The organism is Pusillimonas sp. DMV24BSW_D (genome assembly GCF_011388195.1).
GTDB classification, from domain to species: domain Bacteria; phylum Pseudomonadota; class Gammaproteobacteria; order Burkholderiales; family Burkholderiaceae_B; genus Neopusillimonas; species Neopusillimonas aestuarii.
Window position 1 is genome coordinate 1,053,851 of record NZ_CP049990.1, and the last position, 17,006, is coordinate 1,070,856.

Here is a 17,006-nt window from a genome sequence, read left to right on the forward strand (position 1 = left end):
GCAACTGCACAGGCAGGTATCAGAGGTGCAACGCAATGTTCAACCTCAGTGCCGAAGTACACGGCCTTAATTTATAAGGATGTCTGCTGTGTCCAGTAACGATTTTCTGTTTACCTCTGAATCTGTTTCCGAAGGCCACCCCGACAAGGTTGCCGACCAAATCTCCGACTCCATTCTCGATGCTATTTTCGAGCAGGATCCTTTCGCGCGTGTTGCGGCGGAAACGCTGTGCAATACCGGGCTGGTCGTCTTGGCAGGGGAAATTACTACAACTGCGAATGTCGATTACATCCAGGTGGCCCGCGATACCATCAAGCGTATCGGCTACGACAACACCGATTACGGTATCGACTATAAAGGTTGTGCCGTTTTGGTGGCGTACGACAAACAGTCGCCGGATATCGCCCAGGGGGTCGACCGCAACCCTGAACAAAACATGGATCAAGGCGCCGGAGACCAGGGCTTGATGTTTGGGTACGCCTGCGACGAAACCCCCGACCTCATGCCGGCCCCCATTTGGTATGCCCACCGTTTGGTTCAGCGTCAAAGCGAACTGCGCAAAGATGGCCGCTTGCCCTGGTTGCGTCCCGACGCCAAGTCACAGGTTACCTTCCGCTACGTCGATGGCAAGCCTGTTGAGGTTGACACCGTTGTGTTGTCGACCCAGCACGCACCTGAAATTTCCCAGGCCGATATTCGCGAAGCCGTGATCGAGGAAATCGTTAAGCCCATCATTCCCGAAGGCCTGCTTACCGATAAAACCAAGTTCATGATTAATCCCACCGGTATTTTTGTGATTGGTGGCCCTCAGGGTGATTGCGGCTTAACCGGTCGGAAAATTATTGTTGACACTTATGGTGGCGCCTGCCCGCATGGTGGCGGGGCATTCTCGGGCAAAGACCCGTCCAAGGTCGATCGTTCGGCGGCGTATGCAGCACGTTATGTGGCCAAGAATGTGGTGGCTGCCGGATTGGCGCGCGAGTGTCAGGTGCAGATCAGTTACGCCATCGGCGTGGCCGAGCCGATTAACATCACCATCCATACCAACGGCACCGGCGTGATTCCCGACGACAAAATTGCGTTGTTGGTGCGCGAGCATTTCGACCTGCGTCCCAAAGGCATTATCAACATGCTTAACCTGTTGCGCCCCATTTACAGCAAAACCGCTGCCTATGGCCATTTCGGTCGCCCTGAACCGGAATTTACCTGGGAAGCCACCGACAAGGTCGATGTGCTCAAGAAAGCGCATTAATCAAAAGGTACTTTGTGTCTGATTCTGTCCGTCACCCCGACAACAACAGTCGTTTAACGCCTACCGATTCGCCTTGCGTGGCGGTGTGCTCGACGCTGTACGACGATATTTGTCGCGGGTGCGGCAGAACAGCCATGGAAGTGGCCAATTGGGTGTTTTTATCCGAAGAAGAAAAGCGCGCTGTTTGGGAGCGCATTAAGGCCCAGGGATATCCCCGGCGAAAATCTTGACGTGAATGCGGTGAAGCGTTGGTTCCTGCCTGGAAATTCGCCGCAACTACGTTACAATAATGGCTTCCCTGAGGGGCGCTGCGACGGGTTTTCCCGCTAGGCTCAGGGTCATCCACTTCTTTTTAGTACAACGGCGCTCATCATTACCTGCACGGCAGGCGACGATGGGCAAAAGCGTTGTTCATCTCGTTGGCTTAAGCAGGTTTAGGGGTTTTTCCACCATGAACACTGTTGCTGACAATTCCGTACAAGACTACATCGTTGCCGATATCGGGCTGGCCGAATGGGGCCGCCGTGAAATCGCCATTGCCGAAACTGAAATGCCGGGCCTCATGGCCACGCGTGAAGAGTATGCCACCGCGCAACCGCTGAAAGGCGCACGCATTGCCGGTAGCCTGCACATGACCATCCAAACTGCTGTGCTTATCGAGACGCTGGTTGCGTTGGGCGCCGAAGTGCGTTGGGCATCGTGCAATATTTATTCCACGCAAGATCACGCCGCGGCCGCTATTGCTGCTGCAGGCAACCCCGTTTTCGCCATCAAGGGTGAAACGCTGGAAGATTACTGGCAATACACCCACAAAATTTTCGATTGGCCGGGTGAGCAGGCCAATATGATTCTCGATGACGGCGGCGATGCCACATTGCTCTTGCACCTCGGTGCAAAGGCCGAGAAAGACCTCTCCGTGTTGAATAACCCCGGCAGCGAAGAAGAACGCGTTCTATTTGCCGCCATTAAGGCCCAGTTGCAAAAGGATGCCAATTGGTATTCCACACGTTTGGCGCAAATTAAAGGCGTTACAGAAGAAACCACCACCGGCGTGAACCGTTTGTATCAAATGGCCAAGAAGGGCGACCTCGCTTTTCCAGCCATCAATGTGAACGACTCCGTAACCAAATCCAAGTTCGACAACCTGTATGGTTGCCGTGAGTCATTGGTCGACGGTATCAAGCGTGCCACCGACGTGATGGTTGCCGGTAAGGTAGCCGTTGTTGTGGGCTTCGGCGACGTGGGCAAAGGTTGTGCACAGGCGTTGGCGGCCTTGCGTGCTCAGGTCTGGGTAACGGAAGTTGACCCCATTTGCGCGCTGCAGGCGTCTATGGAAGGCTACAAAGTGGTCACCATGGAAGAGGCATGCGATAAAGCCGATATATTCGTTACCGCTACCGGTAATTATCATGTCATTACGCGTCAGCACATGGAGCGTATGAAAGACCAGGCTATCGTTTGCAATATTGGTCACTTCGATAACGAAATCGACGTCGCCGGTATTGAAGATCTCGAGTGGGAGGAAATCAAACCTCAGGTTGATCACGTCATTTTCCCCGACGGTAAACGCATTATTTTGTTGGCGCAAGGGCGTTTGGTGAATTTGGGTTGCGCAACGGGGCACCCCTCGTTTGTCATGTCGGCCTCGTTCACCAACCAAACGATTGCGCAAATCGAGCTGTTCACCCGTGGTGAGGCCTACCAGAACGGTCAGGTTTATGTGCTGCCCAAGCATCTCGATGAAAAAGTGGCCCGTTTGCACTTGAAAAAACTGGGAGTCAATCTTACGCAGTTATCCCCGGAGCAAGCCGATTACATTAACGTGTCGGTCGACGGTCCTTACAAGCCCGATCACTATCGTTATTAAGCGTTGAATCGGTTGTTCAAGCATTAAAGGTTTTTTCACCTTGCCAACAGGAGGTAGACCATGGAGTTGTTGCTCATCTGGGTTTTAAATGCGGTTGCATTGTTAATCGTGGCTTATATTTTGCCGGGTATTACGGTTGCATCGTTTTGGTCGGCACTCATTGCCGCTTTGGTACTGGGTTTGCTCAATACTTTGGTCAAGCCGCTGTTGGTTTTGCTTACGTTGCCTATCACAGTGGTTACGTTAGGCCTGTTCCTGTTGGTCTTGAATGCGCTGGTGTTCTGGTTCGCGGGCTCCATTTTGCGCGGGTTCCAGGTTAACGGGTTCTGGTGGGCTTTGTTGGGAGCACTGATTTACAGCATTATCTCGGGTTTCTTGTCGGGGCTGATTTCAAAATGAGTTCTTCATGGGCGCTAAGCCTAGAGTTTTTCCCCCCGCGCGATGAAAACGCGCGGGGCAAACTAACTGCAGCAGCCAAAGAGCTGGAAGTATTAAACCCTGCCTACGTTAGTGTTACGTTTGGTGCCGGCGGCTCAACGCGCGAAGGTACGGCCGATGCGGTCGACCTGCTGCAGAAATTGGGCTATGAAGCTGCACCGCATTTATCTTGTATTGGTGCAAGTCGCTCTGTATTGGGCGACATACTCCAGTATTACAAAGACCAGGGGGTACGCCGCCTGGTGGCGTTGCGGGGCGACCTGCCCTCCGGCATGGGGATGAACAAAGGCGAGCTGCATTACGCAGTTGATCTGGTTCGGTTTATTCGTGAGCAAACGGGTGACTGGTTCCATATTGAAGTGGCGGCTTATCCTGAAGTCCACCCCCAGGCTAAAGGTGCGCAGGCAGACTTGAATCATTTCGTTGAGAAAGTTCGTGCCGGTGCCAATAGCGCCATTACCCAGTACTTTTTTACTGCGGATGCGTATTACGATTTCGTTGATCGTGCGCGTGAAAAGGGGGTGGGTGTGCCGATCGTGCCTGGGATCATGCCCATTACCAACCATAACCAGTTGGTTCGGTTCTCCGACATGTGCGGCGCAGAAGTACCACGCTGGATTCGTCAGCGTCTCTCCGATTATGGCGATGACCTCGCCTCGATTCGGGCGTTCGGGGCAGAGGTCGTGACCCGTTTATGCCAGGATCTGCTTGATCAGGGTGCACCGGGGTTGCATTTTTATACCTTGAATAATGCCGGTGCAACGCTGGCCATCGCGCGCCGGCTTACTTAAGCGCCCACCCTTTGTCGGTTAGGATTGCATTAAGCGGGTAGTCGTGGTTCATGGGCGTGTGTTGCACGCCCATTCGTGCCAGGTCGCCGCACGCCCATGCTACGCCCATGGCGTATGGGCTGTGGCCGGTTTTCTTTAAATGGGCGAGTGTGCGGTCGTAGTAACCTTTGCCATAGCCAATGCGGTCTCCTTTGCGGGTATAGCCCAGAGTTGGAACTAATACGACGTCGGGTGTGGGGGCGACAGGCCCCTGGGGCTCGGAGATTCCAAATGCGCCGGCTTGCATCGGTGTATCGGGCGTCCAGACACGAAACTCCAAGGGCTGGTTAGGCCCGGTTACCACGGGTAACGATACAGAGATTCCTTCTTCCTCCACCCACTGGTATAACAGCGGCTGAAGTTGAGGTTCTTCAGGCATCGACCAAAAAGCAGCGACGTTCTGGTAGGTCGGTTCGCCCCGTTCTTCCTGTTCGGCGCGGGTGGTGGCCAGCCAGGTATAGAGCCTGCCCCGAATCAACAATCCTCCGCGACGGGTTTCAATGGGGTCTTGCGCTGCGCGAGCGGCTTTGAGACGATCACGAATAGCGTCGGGATTATTCTCTATACTGTCAGTCATGTTGGAAATTCTGCAAGGTTGAAACAAAGATGGTGTTCAAGCAGTGTCAACGGTATCAGAAATTATGGCGGCGTGCCGGTCTTGGTTTGCTTCTGGCCGGTGTGCTTGGCTCTGCTGGTTTGGGTCCGGCGGCGGCACAGGAAGATGTCGAGGTCATCAACATCACGATCCGGCCCGACCCTTCTCTTCAGGCTGTGATCCAGGCTCGCGAAGCGATGCAGAGAAAGCGTTGGGATGAGCTTGAGGCATTGGTGCCGCAGGCTTCGCAGGCGCCGCTTCTGGGTTCTTATGCGGAGTATTGGCTATTGCGCCGCGACCTCACCAATCCGGCAACGCCGGTGCCAACCCAGCGTCTTGAGCGCTTCATGGCCACTAACGAAGACGCTTATCTTGCCGACCGTATTCGCTCCGATTGGATTGTTGCAGCGGCCCGATCGGGCGACTATGCAAAAGCAGTCGAGTTGGCCCCTGTGGTTGCCAGCAACTCTCAGGTGGATTGCGCAGTTTTGTTGTCGCGACATATGCTGGGTGAACGGGTTAACGGCCAAGTGGCGGTTGATACTTTTGAACCTGTGAGTCTTTGCTGGATGATGCTCGATGAGCTGGTCGATAAAAATATTGTCGGCTGGAAGCAGCTTGAAACCATGCTTAGGGCGACGCTGGAAACCAGTAAAACCGGTAATGCACGACGTTTGGCGGCACTGATGTTCGATGCGGGTCAGATGAAGTCGTATGCCGCGTTCATGAAGAACCCACGGCAATGGCTGGCCGGGCAACAAGCGCCCAAAACAACGGCCGACATCGCGCTGGTCACGTTGGCTTTATCGCGCCTCGCGCGCAACGACCGCGAGGTTGAAACCGCTTATATTCAGAATAACTGGGTTTCCAGCATTCCCAAAGCTGATCTTGAGTGGGTGTGGGGGCAATTTGGACTGATTGCTGCGTTGAATGTTGAGCCCAATGCCGTTCAATGGTATCGGCGTTCAGGCAATATCCCCAAAACCGATTACAACCATGCCTGGGAGGTGCGGTCTGAATTGCGTCAGGCCCCCATCGACTGGGTTCAGGTAAGTCGCGCGATTCAGAAAATGACGCCGCGTCAGCAAGCCGAACCCGTATGGGTGTACTGGTATGGCCGTTCGTTGGCCGCACAAGGCAACGAAGCCGCCGCGCGGCAATATTATCAGTCTATTCAGAACGATTACAGCTTTTATGGGCAATTGGCGAACGAAGAGCTGGGTCAGCCTATTCCCATTCCGCCGGCTCCTGCGCCCGTGACGGCTCAGGAATTGGCGGAAGCGCGAGCGAATCCCGGCTTGCAACGGGGTATCAAATTGTTCGATTTAGGTTGGCGTGCCGAGGCTGTGCCCGAATGGAACTTCACACTCCGGGGCATGACAGACCGTCAGTTATTGGCGGCGGCCGAACTGGCGCGCGAAGAACAAATTTTCGATCGCGTGGTGAATACGTCGTTACGTACTTCCAGTATTGCTGATTTCTCCCAGCGTTTTGTGGCACCGTTTGAAGGTCGTGTCAGTGCGAAGGCGCGTGAAATCAACCTTGACCCAGCCTGGGTGTATGGGTTGATTCGTCAGGAGTCTCGCTTCATTACTGACGCCCGTTCGCGTGTGGGTGCATCAGGCTTGATGCAGCTTATGCCCGCTACGGCGCGCTGGGTTGCCCGCAAAATAGGTATGTCAGACTTCAACCCATCTAGGGTGAATGATTTTGATGTCAATACCATTTTGGGTACCCAGTATTTGAAAATGGTGCTTGACGATCTGGATGGCAGTCAGGTGTTGGCCACTGCGGGCTATAACGCCGGGCCGGGTCGCTCGAAACAATGGCGTGCGAAATTGTTGGGCCCAGTGGAAGGGGCTGTTTTCGCGGAAACAATACCGTTCACGGAAACGCGGTTGTACGTAAAGCATGTTTTGTCGAACGCCGTTTACTATGCCATGTTGTTCTCCGGTCAACCACAATCGTTGAAAGCGCGCCTCGATACGATCAGCCCGAACCGCTCGCGACGTACGAATTTGCCCTAATGGTTCATCCCGTGCCCACGTTGCCTGTTGTTGCGCCTGACCCTTTAATCAGCGATTTACAGGCGTATATCGTTGGAGGGGCGGTGCGGGATGCCTTGCTGGGCATGCCCGCCGGGGATCGTGATTGGGTCGTGGTGGGCGCCACGCCCGAGCAAATGGTGCAAAAAGGTTTTATTCCCGTCGGTGATGACTTTCCGGTTTTCCTGCATCCGAAAACGAAAGAGGAGTATGCATTAGCCAGAACCGAGCGCAAGTCGGGTCGGGGTTATAAGGGTTTCACTTTCTATACCGGCCAAGACGTGACCCTGGAAGAAGATTTGAATCGTCGCGACCTGACGATCAACGCAATTGCGCAAACCCCCGGTGGTCAATTAGTTGATCCTTTGAATGGGTTCGCAGACATTGAAGCGCGTGTTTTGCGCCATATCGGTGAGGCATTTTGTGAAGATCCTGTGCGCTTGCTGCGTTTGGCACGTTTTGCGGCCCGTTTCACGCATTTTTCCATTGCACCGGAAACGTTAAACCTGGCGCGTCGGCTTGTGATCGATGGTGAGGTTGACGCATTGGTTCCAGAACGAGTTTGGCGCGAGGTTAGCCGCGGGTTGATCAGTGAGGCGCCGTATCGCATGTTCGACGTTCTGGCCGAAACAGGAGCTCTGCAACGTGTTATGCCCGGTTTGAGTTTCGATCGAGCGGCACGCCGAAGTCTGCAATGCGCTGCGCGCCGCCATTTGCCTTTGGCCAGCTGCGCGGCGTTATTTTGTGTTTCCTCACCTAATCCAGACACGGTTTTGCGGGCCGTCAAGGCACCATCGCACTGTGTGGATTATGCGCGTTTGTTGCCTGTTATGGGGGCGCAGTTGGGGGTGGCCAAAACCGCCGACGATTATCTGGCGCTTATTGAGCAATGCGACGGCTTGCGCAAGCCCGAACGCTTTCTTGACTTGGTTGCAGCGGCTTGCTGTTTAGGTAATCAGTTTTCCGGCGTTGAAGCATCCCTGAGTCAAACCTGGGCGGCGCGCTTAGATGCCGTAAGGTCGGTCGATGGGGGCTCGATTGCCAAACGGCATCAAGGCAAGCCGCAGGCAATTAAAGAGGCGGTGAGGCAGGCAAGGTTGGCAGCGCTTGTCGGCACGTAGGTGCCGGTTTTTTATATGTGCCGTTCACAGGCGATGGCGTCTGTCGCCGCGCTCAAAACCTATTAACGGTGGATCGATATCCCGACCCAATACCATTACTTTGAACAATTCCCCCATTTCGGCTTCCGATAATAAGGTTTGAGCCGATGCCATCAGGCGTGCCTGGTCGACTGCGTCGGGTTTTGTGGTTTGTGCCAGTTGTTCAACGAACCCCGAGTTGATCAGGAATCGGGCTTGCGAGGTATAGCCCAGCACATCAAGCTTGGCCTTAACTGCCGCATCCGCTATCGCGGTGAAGTCGACATGGGCGGTGATGTCTTGCAAGCCTGCATAGACTAGTGGTTCGGCATGGGTGTGGTGGCGGAAATGGCACATCAGGGTGCCCTGGGCCCGTTGTGGGTGGTAGTACTCGTGGCGCGGAAAACCGTAGTCCACGATGATGGCGGCGCCTTTTTGCAGCCACTGGCCCAGCGAATCAATCCACGCTTCCGCGCGCAAATTAACTTCAGAAGTGTATCCCGGTAACGGTGGCATGCGCGAGCGCACGGTTTCAGTCAGTTTTGTTGATGCGGGGCGCTCAGCCCATGAAAAGGGTGTGCCCATGGTGACCCCTTTTTCCATGAGTTGTCCCTTCTCATTCCAGCGGAATACCGAGACTGGCATCGCATCGAGTACCTCGTTCGCCACCACGCAGCCTTCGAAATGTCGGGGGAGCTTGTCGCGCCATTGAACATCGGCTTCGAGTCTATTAAGCCTTTCGCCCTGGCGCTCACGCAGTTCGGCAGATACCTCGATAATGGTGTATTGCGGCTCTATGCCCATTTCCCGCAGTGCCACGATAATGCTGGAGGCCAGGGCGCCGGAACCGGCACCAAACTCTAGAACATGGTTTGAGCCTGATAGGCGGAGCACCTGGGCGATCTGTTGCGCCAGTGCACGTCCATAGGCTGGGGTCAGTTCAGGCGCGGTCGTGAAATCACCCGGCGTATCGGGGTTGGGAAATTTCTGACTGCCCGCGACGTAATAGCCTAAGCCCGGTGCGTAGAGCGCCAAGTCCATATACGTTTCAAAACGCATGAAGCGATCGGGTTGCTGACGCAGCTTTTCCTGAATGGCTGCAACGACGTTTTGGTAGTGGGTCGTCGAATTGACGTCGAGTGCAGGCAGGCCGGCCGGTATTTGAATCGTTGGGACTTCGGAGTTAGGCATGGTGGGGCTGGGTGTTCGGGTTGACGGCTTTTTGCCGTGTTTCAGTCGATGCAAGGAAACACACATCGTAATGAAAAACCCCGCCAACAGGCCCAGTATGGCGCCAACGACAAAGTTGTCGAAAATAAGCCATAAGGGTACTGCCAGCAGCAAGGAAGTGAGCAGGGGTTTATTGGCGAGTTCTTTCATGCCCCGCCATTTTATCCCGCTCACGAAACTTAAAGCTTTTAAGCTGCTTCCTCCGCCAGCGCCTCACGGCCAACTCTCAGTTCACGTGCCATTTGGGCCACGTGGCGCCCCTGGAATCGGGCGCCGTCCAATTCATTTTCACTGGGCTGACGCGAGCCATCGCCATTGGCAATGGTTGACGCGCCGTAAGGGGAGCCGCCGGTAATCTGAGTGTTGTCGGTTTGACCCTGGAACGAATAAGGGAGGCCGACTACGCTCATGCCATGGTGCAGCAATACGGTGTGAAAGGTTAACAAGGTGCTTTCCTGGCCGCCGTGTTGTGTTGCGGTTGAGGTAAAGACACTGCCTATTTTGCCAACCAGCTTACCCTGCGCCCACAAGCCACCGGTTTGATCCAGAAAGTTTTTCATTTGTGCGGCCATGTTACCGAAGCGCGTCGGCGTACCGAAGATAATGGCGTCGTATTCGGCCAGTTCTTCAGGCCGTGCAATGGGCGCTGCCTGTTCAAGCTTGTAGTGGCCCGCTTTGGCGACGTCTTCGGGGACAAGTTCAGGCACGCGTTTGATATCGACCTGTGTACCTTCTACGGCGCGGGCGCCTTCGGCGACGGCTTGCGCCATGGTTTCAATATGACCATAGGTTGAATAATATAAAACAAGCACTTTTGACATGGTGTTGACTCCTTCAGAGATCAGTTAAGTTTTAAAATTGGTTTCGGTAGAGCCCCGGCGGGGCACAATGTTTAAGGCAAATCAAAGAGCAGAATTTCGGCGTTGTCCCCTTCACTCAGCAACAGCGCCAATTCATCCAGTACTTTTAAGCCGTCGCCGGTTTTCAGTTCGTGGTTGTTCACTTTGATGCTTCCCTGGGCAACATGCACGTATGTTTGGCGCCCGAATGGTGGTGCGTACTCAATGTGTTCATCGCCATTGAGCAGGGTCGCGTAAATACGTGCGTCTTGATGCAGAAAGAGGGCGTCGTCGTTAGGGTCTCCAGATGCCAGCAGTTTCAGTTGGCCACGCTTTTGCGCATCTTGTATGTGACGTTCCTGGTAGGACGGCGTCACGTTCTGTTGATCAGGCAGTATCCAGATTTGCAGAAAATGTACCGGGTCGTTTTGCGAAGGATTGAATTCGCTATGTTGAACGCCGGTACCTGCGCTCATTAACTGCACGTCGCCCGGCCTCAGGGTTGAACCTGATCCCATCGAGTCGCGGTGTTGGAGCGCGCCTTCCAGCACATAGGAAAGAATCTCCATGTCGCGATGCCCGTGGGTACCAAATCCTTGGCCCGGCTGCACGGTATCGTCGTTAATCACACGCAGGGCGCTCCAGCCCATGTGGGCCGGATCGTGGTAATGGCCGAACGAGAAAGAGTGATAACTGTTGAGCCAGTCGAGTTGAACGTGACCGCGCTCGTTGGCATGACGTACTTCGATCATGATGTGCTCTTGTTTAAGTTAAGTTAGGATCCATTCTATATTCGATAAATGTGATAAAAAAGCGCTAAAATTTGATTATTAATATCGAATAAATAGATATATTCTGCGTGAACAGAATGGATTACTTAAAAACAACCCTGGAGCAATGGCGCGCACTGGCGGCGGTAGTGGAGCACGGCGGCTTTGCCCAAGCGGCTCAGGCATTGCATCGAAGCCAGTCTTCCATTAGTTATTTGGTGGGCAAGTTGCAGTCGCAAATCGACTTGCCTTTACTGGAGGTGGAGGGACGCAAGGCACAACTTACCGATGCGGGGCATACACTGTTGACGCATGCTCAGGAGTTGTTAAGCGACGCCTATGAGCTGGAAGAACTGGCGCGTCGAATGGGGGCGGGTTGGGAGGCTGAGTTGCGCCTTGTGGTTGATGTCGCCTTTCCCAAAGCCGTGTTGGTACAGGCGCTGAAGCGTTTCTCTCAGGAGGCGCCCTTTACCCGCCTGAAACTCAGCGAGGTGGTGTTGTCGGGGGCGGAGGAAGCGTTGCTCGATCAGGAAGCCGACATGATGATTGGGGCTTATATCCCCCACGGACATCTGGGGCAGGTCTTGTTGAACGTGCCGTTTATCGCCGTTGCATGCCGCGACCATCCCCTTATTCAATTAGGTCGTCCTGTCGGTGAAGACGACTTGAAGCGACATATGCATATCGTGGTGAGAGATTCCGGCACGCAGAACCCGCGTAACGAGGGCTGGTTGGGCTCGACACAACGCTGGACGGTCAGTAGTCTTGAGGCGTCGGTGTCTTTGGTGGCTGGGGGCCTGGGGTTTGCGTGGTTGCCTCAGCATTTGGTTGAGCCCTATTTAACTCAGGGTATGTTGGTGCCAATCCCCGTTGAATTAGGTCAGATACGCCAAACACCGTTGTACCTGGTGTTTGGAACGGGGGCGCAAACCGGGCCCGCTGCGAGTTGCCTGGCGGGCATACTGCAGGAATTAGGTCAGCAAGAGCGCTAGAATGGCGCCATTGAAACGAGATGAAGAGCATTATGGAAACGATTGAGTCTATTCTTCAGGCACGCTACAGTTGTCGGGCCTATCAGCCGCAACAGGTACCACGGGAAACCATTCAGGAAATTCTTGATCAGGCGCAGCGTTCCGCGTCATGGTGCAACGTGCAGCCATGGGAAATATTGCTGTTGGGGGGGGAGGCAACGCGCCGATTTGGCGATGCTTATTACGAACATGTTCAATCGCACCCGGCGAATCCTGATTTTCCCTGGCCCGAGCGTTACGAAGGGGTGTATCAGCAGCGTCGTCGCGAATGCGGGTACGCTTTATACAACACGTTGGAAATTAAAAAGGAAGACCGTGAAGCCACTCAGCGACAAATGCTGGAGAACTACCGGTTTTTTGGCGCGCCGCACCTCGCACTAATAACAACTCCGAAAAAACTGGGTGTATATGGGGCGGTTGATTGCGGTATTTATGTGGCCAACTTTATGGCGCTGACGCACAGTCGTGGGCTTGCCTGTATTGCACAGGCAGCCGTAGCATCGCATCCCGACTTTGTGCGTGATTATTTCAATTTGCCGGAAGATCGCTTGCTGGTGTGTGGCATTGCCTTTGGTTACGAGGATGCCACCCAGAAAATCAATCAATATCGAACCACGCGCGACTCAATCGACCACGTGGTTCGATGGGAAGGATTTAATTAAGCAAACTGCGCATGGCGTGGCGCAGGGCGACGGCCCTGCGGCTTGGCGGCGTGTGCTGGGGCGACCCGCCGGTTTGGCGTACGAAGTTTGGTTTGCACCGTCGGGTTTGCCGGGCCGGCTACGTCCGCTACCGTTTTTCTCGAACGGGCTGTTGCCATAGGCTTTTTTGGTGAAACCCTCTTTGGCTTTACCAGGCGCGCCGCCAGGCTTACGCTTACCGGCAAATTTGCCTGCACGCTTAGGGCCGCTTGATGCAGTTTTCTTGGGCTCCAAACCGGTAATGGTTTCAGATGGAATGGGCTGCCCGATAAAGTTTTCAATGCGGCGAATTTTGTAGCGTTCGGCATGGGTTGCCAACGTATATGCCAAACCGCTATTGCCTGCACGGCCGGTACGGCCAATGCGGTGGGTATAGTCTTCCGGCTGCATGGGCAGGTCGTAGTTAATGGCATGGCTGATGCCTTGTACGTCGATGCCGCGGGCGGCAACGTCGGTGGCAACCAGAATACGCAGTTTCTGACGTTGCAGCAGGCCAAGTGTACGGGTGCGCTGGCGCTGATTCATGTCGCCATGCAAGGCGGCAGCGGTGTAGCCTTGGTCTGATAGTTTTTCAGCCAAGTCGTCTGCGCCACGTTTGGTTGCCGTAAATACAATCGCCTGGTTCAGGCGGCTGTCGCGCAACAAGTGGTCAAGCAACTGCATTTTGTGCTTGTTATCGTCGGCGTACAGCAGGCTTTGTGTAATGTTGGCGTGCTTCTCTTTCTGGCCCGATACTTCAATGCGAACGGGTTCGCGCATCATTTTGGCGGCAAGCGTTGCAATGGAGCCATCCAGGGTTGCCGAGAACAGCAGTGTCTGACGTTGCTTGGGCGCAGCGGCCACAATGGCTTCAATGTCTTCAATAAAGCCCATGTCCAGCATGCGGTCGGCTTCATCAAGTACCAGTGTATGAATGTTCGACAAGTTGATACGGCGTGCGCGCAAATGGTCGATCAGGCGTCCGGGTGTAGCTACCAGTACGTCGACACGGCGCGACAGTGCTTTGATTTGGGCACCGTAAGGCATGCCGCCAACCACAACCGCTGTATGCAGGCCTTTAATGCCGGCGCCATAGCTTTTTGTTGCTTCGGCTACTTGCATAGCCAGTTCACGTGTGGGTGTCAACACCAGCACCTGAACGTTTTGACCCTTTTTGTTTTCCGCTGCAGCCTGTGCAATACGGTTCAAAGCAGGCAGCATGAATGCCGCTGTTTTACCACTACCGGTTTGTGCCGATACCATTAGGTCGAGGCCTTCCAATGCTTTTGGAATGGACGCCGACTGAACGGGGGTAGGGGCGCTGAATCCGGCGCTTTGCAAGGCAGATAGCAGTACGGGTTCGAGACCCAGGGTTTCGAAAGACATGAGATATCCTTTGCCAATGAAGGCATTGTCAGGGAACGGGGGAGTTATCCGGACCCGGTTGATTGAACATCGTGCCGACCAATCAACCTAAAGGACATCGTTATGTTTAAACGAGGAAACGACCAGGCTTGGGGGTCAGGAATCGATGGCGTTGAGCATGGGTGATTCTGGAATGAGCCAACTGCTAGTATGCGGCAGGGCCGCAAAAAAATGCCAACGCTTAAAAATGCAGTGGCCGCAGTATAGACGCGGAATGCGACCTAGGGATAGTACTAATTTGTAACAGTCGTGAAGGTGACACGTTGTTTACGTTACCAGTGGATGGGTGTTTGCCCTTGTTTTACTAACCATTGGTTCGCCGATACAAAATGGTTGCAACCCAAAAAGGGAACAGGCGGGCGACGCGCAGAGAGTGGAGAAGGGTGGTTGGCTTTCAATATCAGGTTGTTGGGCGCTTCAGGCACGCAGCCGGCTTTTTGCTGTGCATGGTTCCCCCAAAGCATAAAAACTTTGGGTTGAGGCAGCGCGCCGGCAAAGCGGATAATCGAATCGGTAATGGTTTCCCAACCCTTACGTGCATGCGAAGCGGGTTTGCCTTGTTCGACGGTTAATACGGTATTAAGCAACAGAACGCCTTGCTCCGCCCAGTGGGATAGGTCGTGCGCGGGCGATCGTAAAGCATCCGGCATACTTCGATGCAGCTCGCCAAATATATTGCGCAAACTGGGGGGGCACGGTGTGGTATCGGGAACCGAAAATGCCAGACCTTGTGCCTGGTTCGGCCCGTGGTAGGGGTCTTGTCCCAAAATGACAACCCGGATGTTTTCCGGGTGAACCAGTTGTAACGCTTTGAATACGTTTTTCGGAAAAATCGTGGCACCGTTCTGAAGCCGTTGGCTTAGAAACGCGTCGAGCGCTTCCAAGCAGCTTTTTTCCGGGCTTAAAGCACGTTGCCATTCAACCGGGAGCGCCCGAAATTGCTCAAGCACCCCCCCTATGTATTGGTTGTCGTATTGAACGGATACAGAATGCGGCATCAGGTAAGTTTTAAAGTGTTATGCGCACAGAGGGTGTCAGAAAAAGAGTTCCTCCAGGGCTTGACCCGGCTCTTCGGCGCGCATGAATCGCTCGCCTACCAAAAAGGCATTCACGTTATGGCTGCGCATGAGTTCAACGTCTTCGCGGGTGTGAATGGCACTTTCCGTCACAACCAAACGATCTGCGGGAATGAGCGGCAGCATGTCGATGGTGTTTTGCAGAGACACTTCGAAAGTGCGCAGATTCCGGTTGTTGACGCCAAGCAGTTTCGATTGCATTTGCAGGGCTATTTCCAGCTCATCACGATCATGCACTTCAACCAGCACATCCATGCCCAGTTCCAGTGCCAGGCTTTCCAGTTCAAATAATTGCGACCGATCCAAAGCTGCCACAATCAATAGAATGCAGTCCGCGCCGAGTGCGCGGGAATGGGCGATCTGGTAGGGGTCGATCATGAAGTCTTTGCGCAGGATGGGGAGCGAGCATGCCGCCCGCGCCTGGCGCAGGTAATCGTATGAACCCTGGAAATACTGCACATCGGTGAGTACGGACAGGCAGGCGGCGCCGTGTGCCGCATATGAGCTCGCAATATTGGCAGGGTTGAAGTCTTCCCGAATCACACCTTTTGAGGGTGACGCTTTTTTTACCTCGGCAATGACCGCAGGCTTGCCTTGTTCGATTTTGCTTTCCAAGGCATTGATGAAGCCACGCAGATCTTTGCGGCTTTGTGCTTCGCGCAAGACCTCGGCTTCACTGCGCATCTGGCGCGCCGTAGCGACTTCGGTCTTTTTGGTTTCCAGTATTTTTTTAAGAATGTCACTCATGACTTGAATTTCCGGGTATACGCGGCGAATGTTTCCAGTTGTTCGCGCGCGGCGCCGCTGGCAATGAGTTCAAATGCCAGTTTGACGCCTTCTTTCATTGTTTGGGTGCGGTTGGCGGCATAAATGGCCAAACCTGCATTGAGCGCAACGATATCACGAGCCGGGCCTTCGACATTATCCAGAGCTTCCCTTACCAGGGCTGCGGACTCTTCCCGGTTATTAACTTTAAGCGAACGGTTTGAAGACATCGTGACATTAAAGTCTTCCGGGTGAATTTCATACTCATTGATTTCACCGTCTTTGAGCTCGCCAATGAGCGTGGGCGCGCCCAGCGAGACCTCGTCCATGCCGTCTTTGCCGTGTACGATCAGAACGTGCTTGGATCCGAGGCGTTCCAATACCCGTACCTGAATGCCGACCAGGTCGCCGTGAAATACGCCCATCAACTGGTTACCCGCCCCTGCAGGGTTGGTGAGTGGCCCAAGGATATTAAATATGGTTTTGATGCCGAGCTCTTTGCGGATGGGGGCCACATACTTCATGGCGCCATGGTGGGCCGGGGCGAACATGAAGCCCATGCCCGTTTCGGCAATACACTCTGCAATTTGTTCGGGCGTGAGTTCAATGTTCACACCGAGTGCCTCAACCACGTCGACACTGCCCGACGATGACGAGGCACTGCGACCGCCATGTTTGGCAACTTTAGCGCCTGAGGCGGCGGCAACGAACATGGCCGCCGTGGAGATGTTGAAGGTGTTGCTGCCATCGCCGCCGGTGCCGGCCATATCCAAAAGTTCATCCGGGTTGGGCGTTTCCACTTTTGTGGCGAATTCGCGCATGACTTGCGCTGCGGCAGTGATTTCACCAATGGTCTCTTTCTTTACGCGTAGGCCCATGATCAGGGCGGTGGCCATTTGTGGCGACATTTCACCACGCATCAGGGTACGCATAAGCTGCAACATTTCATCGTGGAAAATCTCGCGGTGCTCTACGCAACGGGCCAAGGCTTCTGTAGGGGTAATGTGAGTCATTTTGCTTTCCT

General features: G+C 54.3%; 17 protein-coding genes and 1 riboswitch. Of the genes, 9 read left to right on the top strand and 8 right to left on the bottom strand.

All coding sequences use genetic code 11. The features are described from left to right. Positions 1-88: 88 nt before the first annotated feature. The 5 genes from metK (at position 89) to metF (ending at position 4,348) form a co-directional block, all read left to right on the top strand. On the top strand, positions 89-1,252 hold the full coding sequence (metK, locus tag G9Q38_RS05100) for a methionine adenosyltransferase (RefSeq protein ID WP_119442313.1): 1,164 nt from the start codon (positions 89-91) through the stop codon (positions 1,250-1,252). 14 nt (positions 1,253-1,266) lie between these two features. Then, complete coding sequence (locus G9Q38_RS05105; RefSeq protein ID WP_166128475.1) at positions 1,267-1,482, top strand: DUF1289 domain-containing protein; 216 nt, start codon at positions 1,267-1,269, stop codon at positions 1,480-1,482. 64 nt (positions 1,483-1,546) lie between these two features. After that, positions 1,547-1,628: riboswitch (S-adenosyl-L-homocysteine riboswitch) on the top strand. 75 nt (positions 1,629-1,703) lie between these two features. Further along, a complete protein-coding gene (gene ahcY / locus G9Q38_RS05110; RefSeq protein ID WP_166128478.1) occupies positions 1,704-3,119 on the top strand; it encodes an adenosylhomocysteinase in 1,416 nt (471 codons plus the stop codon). A gap of 60 nt (positions 3,120-3,179) precedes the next feature. Further along, positions 3,180-3,518, top strand: a complete 339-nt coding sequence (locus G9Q38_RS05115) for a phage holin family protein (RefSeq protein WP_119442312.1) — start codon at positions 3,180-3,182, stop codon at positions 3,516-3,518. Beyond that, entirely contained in the window at positions 3,515-4,348 is an 834-nt protein-coding gene (gene metF / locus G9Q38_RS05120) for a methylenetetrahydrofolate reductase [NAD(P)H] (protein WP_166128481.1), read from the top strand. The genes G9Q38_RS05115 and metF overlap by 4 nt, the downstream gene beginning before the upstream one ends. On the opposite strand, the gene G9Q38_RS05125 is transcribed toward metF, so the two are convergent. Beyond that, positions 4,341-4,964, bottom strand: a complete 624-nt coding sequence (locus tag G9Q38_RS05125) for a 5-formyltetrahydrofolate cyclo-ligase (protein ID WP_166128483.1) — start codon at positions 4,962-4,964, stop codon at positions 4,341-4,343. The two genes, metF and G9Q38_RS05125, sit on opposite strands and share 8 nt — an antisense overlap. A gap of 29 nt (positions 4,965-4,993) precedes the next feature. On the opposite strand from G9Q38_RS05125, the gene G9Q38_RS05130 reads away from it, so the two are divergent. Together G9Q38_RS05130 and G9Q38_RS05135 are read left to right on the top strand one after the other, a co-directional pair. Then, positions 4,994-7,009, top strand: coding sequence for a lytic transglycosylase domain-containing protein (locus G9Q38_RS05130; protein WP_166128486.1), 2,016 nt, complete (start codon positions 4,994-4,996; stop codon positions 7,007-7,009). After that, positions 7,009-8,148, top strand: coding sequence for a tRNA nucleotidyltransferase/poly(A) polymerase-related protein (locus tag G9Q38_RS05135; protein WP_166128489.1), 1,140 nt, complete (start codon positions 7,009-7,011; stop codon positions 8,146-8,148). The genes G9Q38_RS05130 and G9Q38_RS05135 overlap by 1 nt, the downstream gene beginning before the upstream one ends. 24 nt (positions 8,149-8,172) lie before the next feature. On the opposite strand, the gene G9Q38_RS05140 is transcribed toward G9Q38_RS05135, so the two are convergent. The 3 genes from G9Q38_RS05140 to G9Q38_RS05150 form a co-directional block, all read right to left on the bottom strand. Continuing rightward, positions 8,173-9,357, bottom strand: coding sequence for a class I SAM-dependent methyltransferase (locus G9Q38_RS05140; RefSeq protein WP_166132321.1), 1,185 nt, complete (start codon positions 9,355-9,357; stop codon positions 8,173-8,175). A 227-nt stretch (positions 9,358-9,584) separates the two neighbouring features. Further along, positions 9,585-10,217, bottom strand: coding sequence for an NAD(P)H:quinone oxidoreductase (wrbA, locus tag G9Q38_RS05145; RefSeq protein ID WP_166128491.1), 633 nt, complete (start codon positions 10,215-10,217; stop codon positions 9,585-9,587). Between the two features lie 71 nt (positions 10,218-10,288). Continuing rightward, on the bottom strand, positions 10,289-10,987 hold the full coding sequence (locus tag G9Q38_RS05150) for a pirin family protein (protein ID WP_166128494.1): 699 nt from the start codon (positions 10,985-10,987) through the stop codon (positions 10,289-10,291). Between the two features lie 116 nt (positions 10,988-11,103). On the opposite strand from G9Q38_RS05150, the gene G9Q38_RS05155 reads away from it, so the two are divergent. Together G9Q38_RS05155 and G9Q38_RS05160 are read left to right on the top strand one after the other, a co-directional pair. Then, positions 11,104-11,997, top strand: a complete 894-nt coding sequence (locus G9Q38_RS05155) for a LysR family transcriptional regulator (protein WP_166128496.1) — start codon at positions 11,104-11,106, stop codon at positions 11,995-11,997. A gap of 32 nt (positions 11,998-12,029) precedes the next feature. Next, on the top strand, positions 12,030-12,698 hold the full coding sequence (locus G9Q38_RS05160) for a nitroreductase (protein ID WP_228276201.1): 669 nt from the start codon (positions 12,030-12,032) through the stop codon (positions 12,696-12,698). On the opposite strand, the gene G9Q38_RS05165 is transcribed toward G9Q38_RS05160, so the two are convergent. The 4 genes from G9Q38_RS05165 to trpD all read right to left on the bottom strand — a co-directional run bounded on the left by G9Q38_RS05165 (position 12,660) and on the right by trpD (position 16,995). Continuing rightward, positions 12,660-14,102 carry a DEAD/DEAH box helicase gene (locus G9Q38_RS05165; RefSeq protein ID WP_228276202.1) on the bottom strand — a complete coding sequence of 481 codons (1,443 nt, stop codon included), beginning with the start codon at positions 14,100-14,102 and terminating at the stop codon, positions 12,660-12,662. The genes G9Q38_RS05160 and G9Q38_RS05165 overlap by 39 nt on opposite strands. 311 nt (positions 14,103-14,413) lie before the next feature. Further along, the gene (locus G9Q38_RS05170) at positions 14,414-15,139 is read right to left on the bottom strand and encodes a uracil-DNA glycosylase (protein WP_166128500.1); all 726 of its coding nucleotides are present in this window, start codon (positions 15,137-15,139) and stop codon (positions 14,414-14,416) included. A gap of 36 nt (positions 15,140-15,175) precedes the next feature. Further along, positions 15,176-15,964, bottom strand: a complete 789-nt coding sequence (gene trpC, locus G9Q38_RS05175) for an indole-3-glycerol phosphate synthase TrpC (protein WP_166128503.1) — start codon at positions 15,962-15,964, stop codon at positions 15,176-15,178. Further along, positions 15,961-16,995 carry an anthranilate phosphoribosyltransferase gene (trpD, locus tag G9Q38_RS05180; protein WP_119442301.1) on the bottom strand — a complete coding sequence of 345 codons (1,035 nt, stop codon included), beginning with the start codon at positions 16,993-16,995 and terminating at the stop codon, positions 15,961-15,963. Before trpD ends, trpC begins: the two co-directional genes overlap by 4 nt. Between the last annotated feature and the right edge of the window lie 11 nt (positions 16,996-17,006).

What these genes read in the sequence shown, in the direction of transcription:
- ahcY (WP_166128478.1), top strand. Translation starts at nt 1,704, where the DNA reads ATGAACACTGTTGCTGACAATTCCGTACAAGACTACATCGTTGCCGAT.
- G9Q38_RS05155 (WP_166128496.1), top strand. Translation starts at nt 11,104, where the DNA reads ATGGATTACTTAAAAACAACCCTGGAGCAATGGCGCGCACTGGCGGCG.
- G9Q38_RS05160 (WP_228276201.1), top strand. Translation starts at nt 12,030, where the DNA reads ATGGAAACGATTGAGTCTATTCTTCAGGCACGCTACAGTTGTCGGGCC.
- G9Q38_RS05165 (WP_228276202.1), bottom strand. Translation starts at nt 14,102, where the DNA reads ATGTCTTTCGAAACCCTGGGTCTCGAACCCGTACTGCTATCTGCCTTG.
- G9Q38_RS05150 (WP_166128494.1), bottom strand. Translation starts at nt 10,987, where the DNA reads ATGATCGAAGTACGTCATGCCAACGAGCGCGGTCACGTTCAACTCGAC.
- wrbA (WP_166128491.1), bottom strand. Translation starts at nt 10,217, where the DNA reads ATGTCAAAAGTGCTTGTTTTATATTATTCAACCTATGGTCATATTGAA.
- trpD (WP_119442301.1), bottom strand. Translation starts at nt 16,995, where the DNA reads ATGACTCACATTACCCCTACAGAAGCCTTGGCCCGTTGCGTAGAGCAC.
- G9Q38_RS05115 (WP_119442312.1), top strand. Translation starts at nt 3,180, where the DNA reads ATGGAGTTGTTGCTCATCTGGGTTTTAAATGCGGTTGCATTGTTAATC.
- G9Q38_RS05170 (WP_166128500.1), bottom strand. Translation starts at nt 15,139, where the DNA reads ATGCCGCATTCTGTATCCGTTCAATACGACAACCAATACATAGGGGGG.
- G9Q38_RS05125 (WP_166128483.1), bottom strand. Translation starts at nt 4,964, where the DNA reads ATGACTGACAGTATAGAGAATAATCCCGACGCTATTCGTGATCGTCTC.
- G9Q38_RS05140 (WP_166132321.1), bottom strand. Translation starts at nt 9,357, where the DNA reads ATGCCTAACTCCGAAGTCCCAACGATTCAAATACCGGCCGGCCTGCCT.
- G9Q38_RS05135 (WP_166128489.1), top strand. Translation starts at nt 7,009, where the DNA reads ATGGTTCATCCCGTGCCCACGTTGCCTGTTGTTGCGCCTGACCCTTTA.
- G9Q38_RS05130 (WP_166128486.1), top strand. Translation starts at nt 4,994, where the DNA reads ATGGTGTTCAAGCAGTGTCAACGGTATCAGAAATTATGGCGGCGTGCC.
- metF (WP_166128481.1), top strand. Translation starts at nt 3,515, where the DNA reads ATGAGTTCTTCATGGGCGCTAAGCCTAGAGTTTTTCCCCCCGCGCGAT.
- trpC (WP_166128503.1), bottom strand. Translation starts at nt 15,964, where the DNA reads ATGAGTGACATTCTTAAAAAAATACTGGAAACCAAAAAGACCGAAGTC.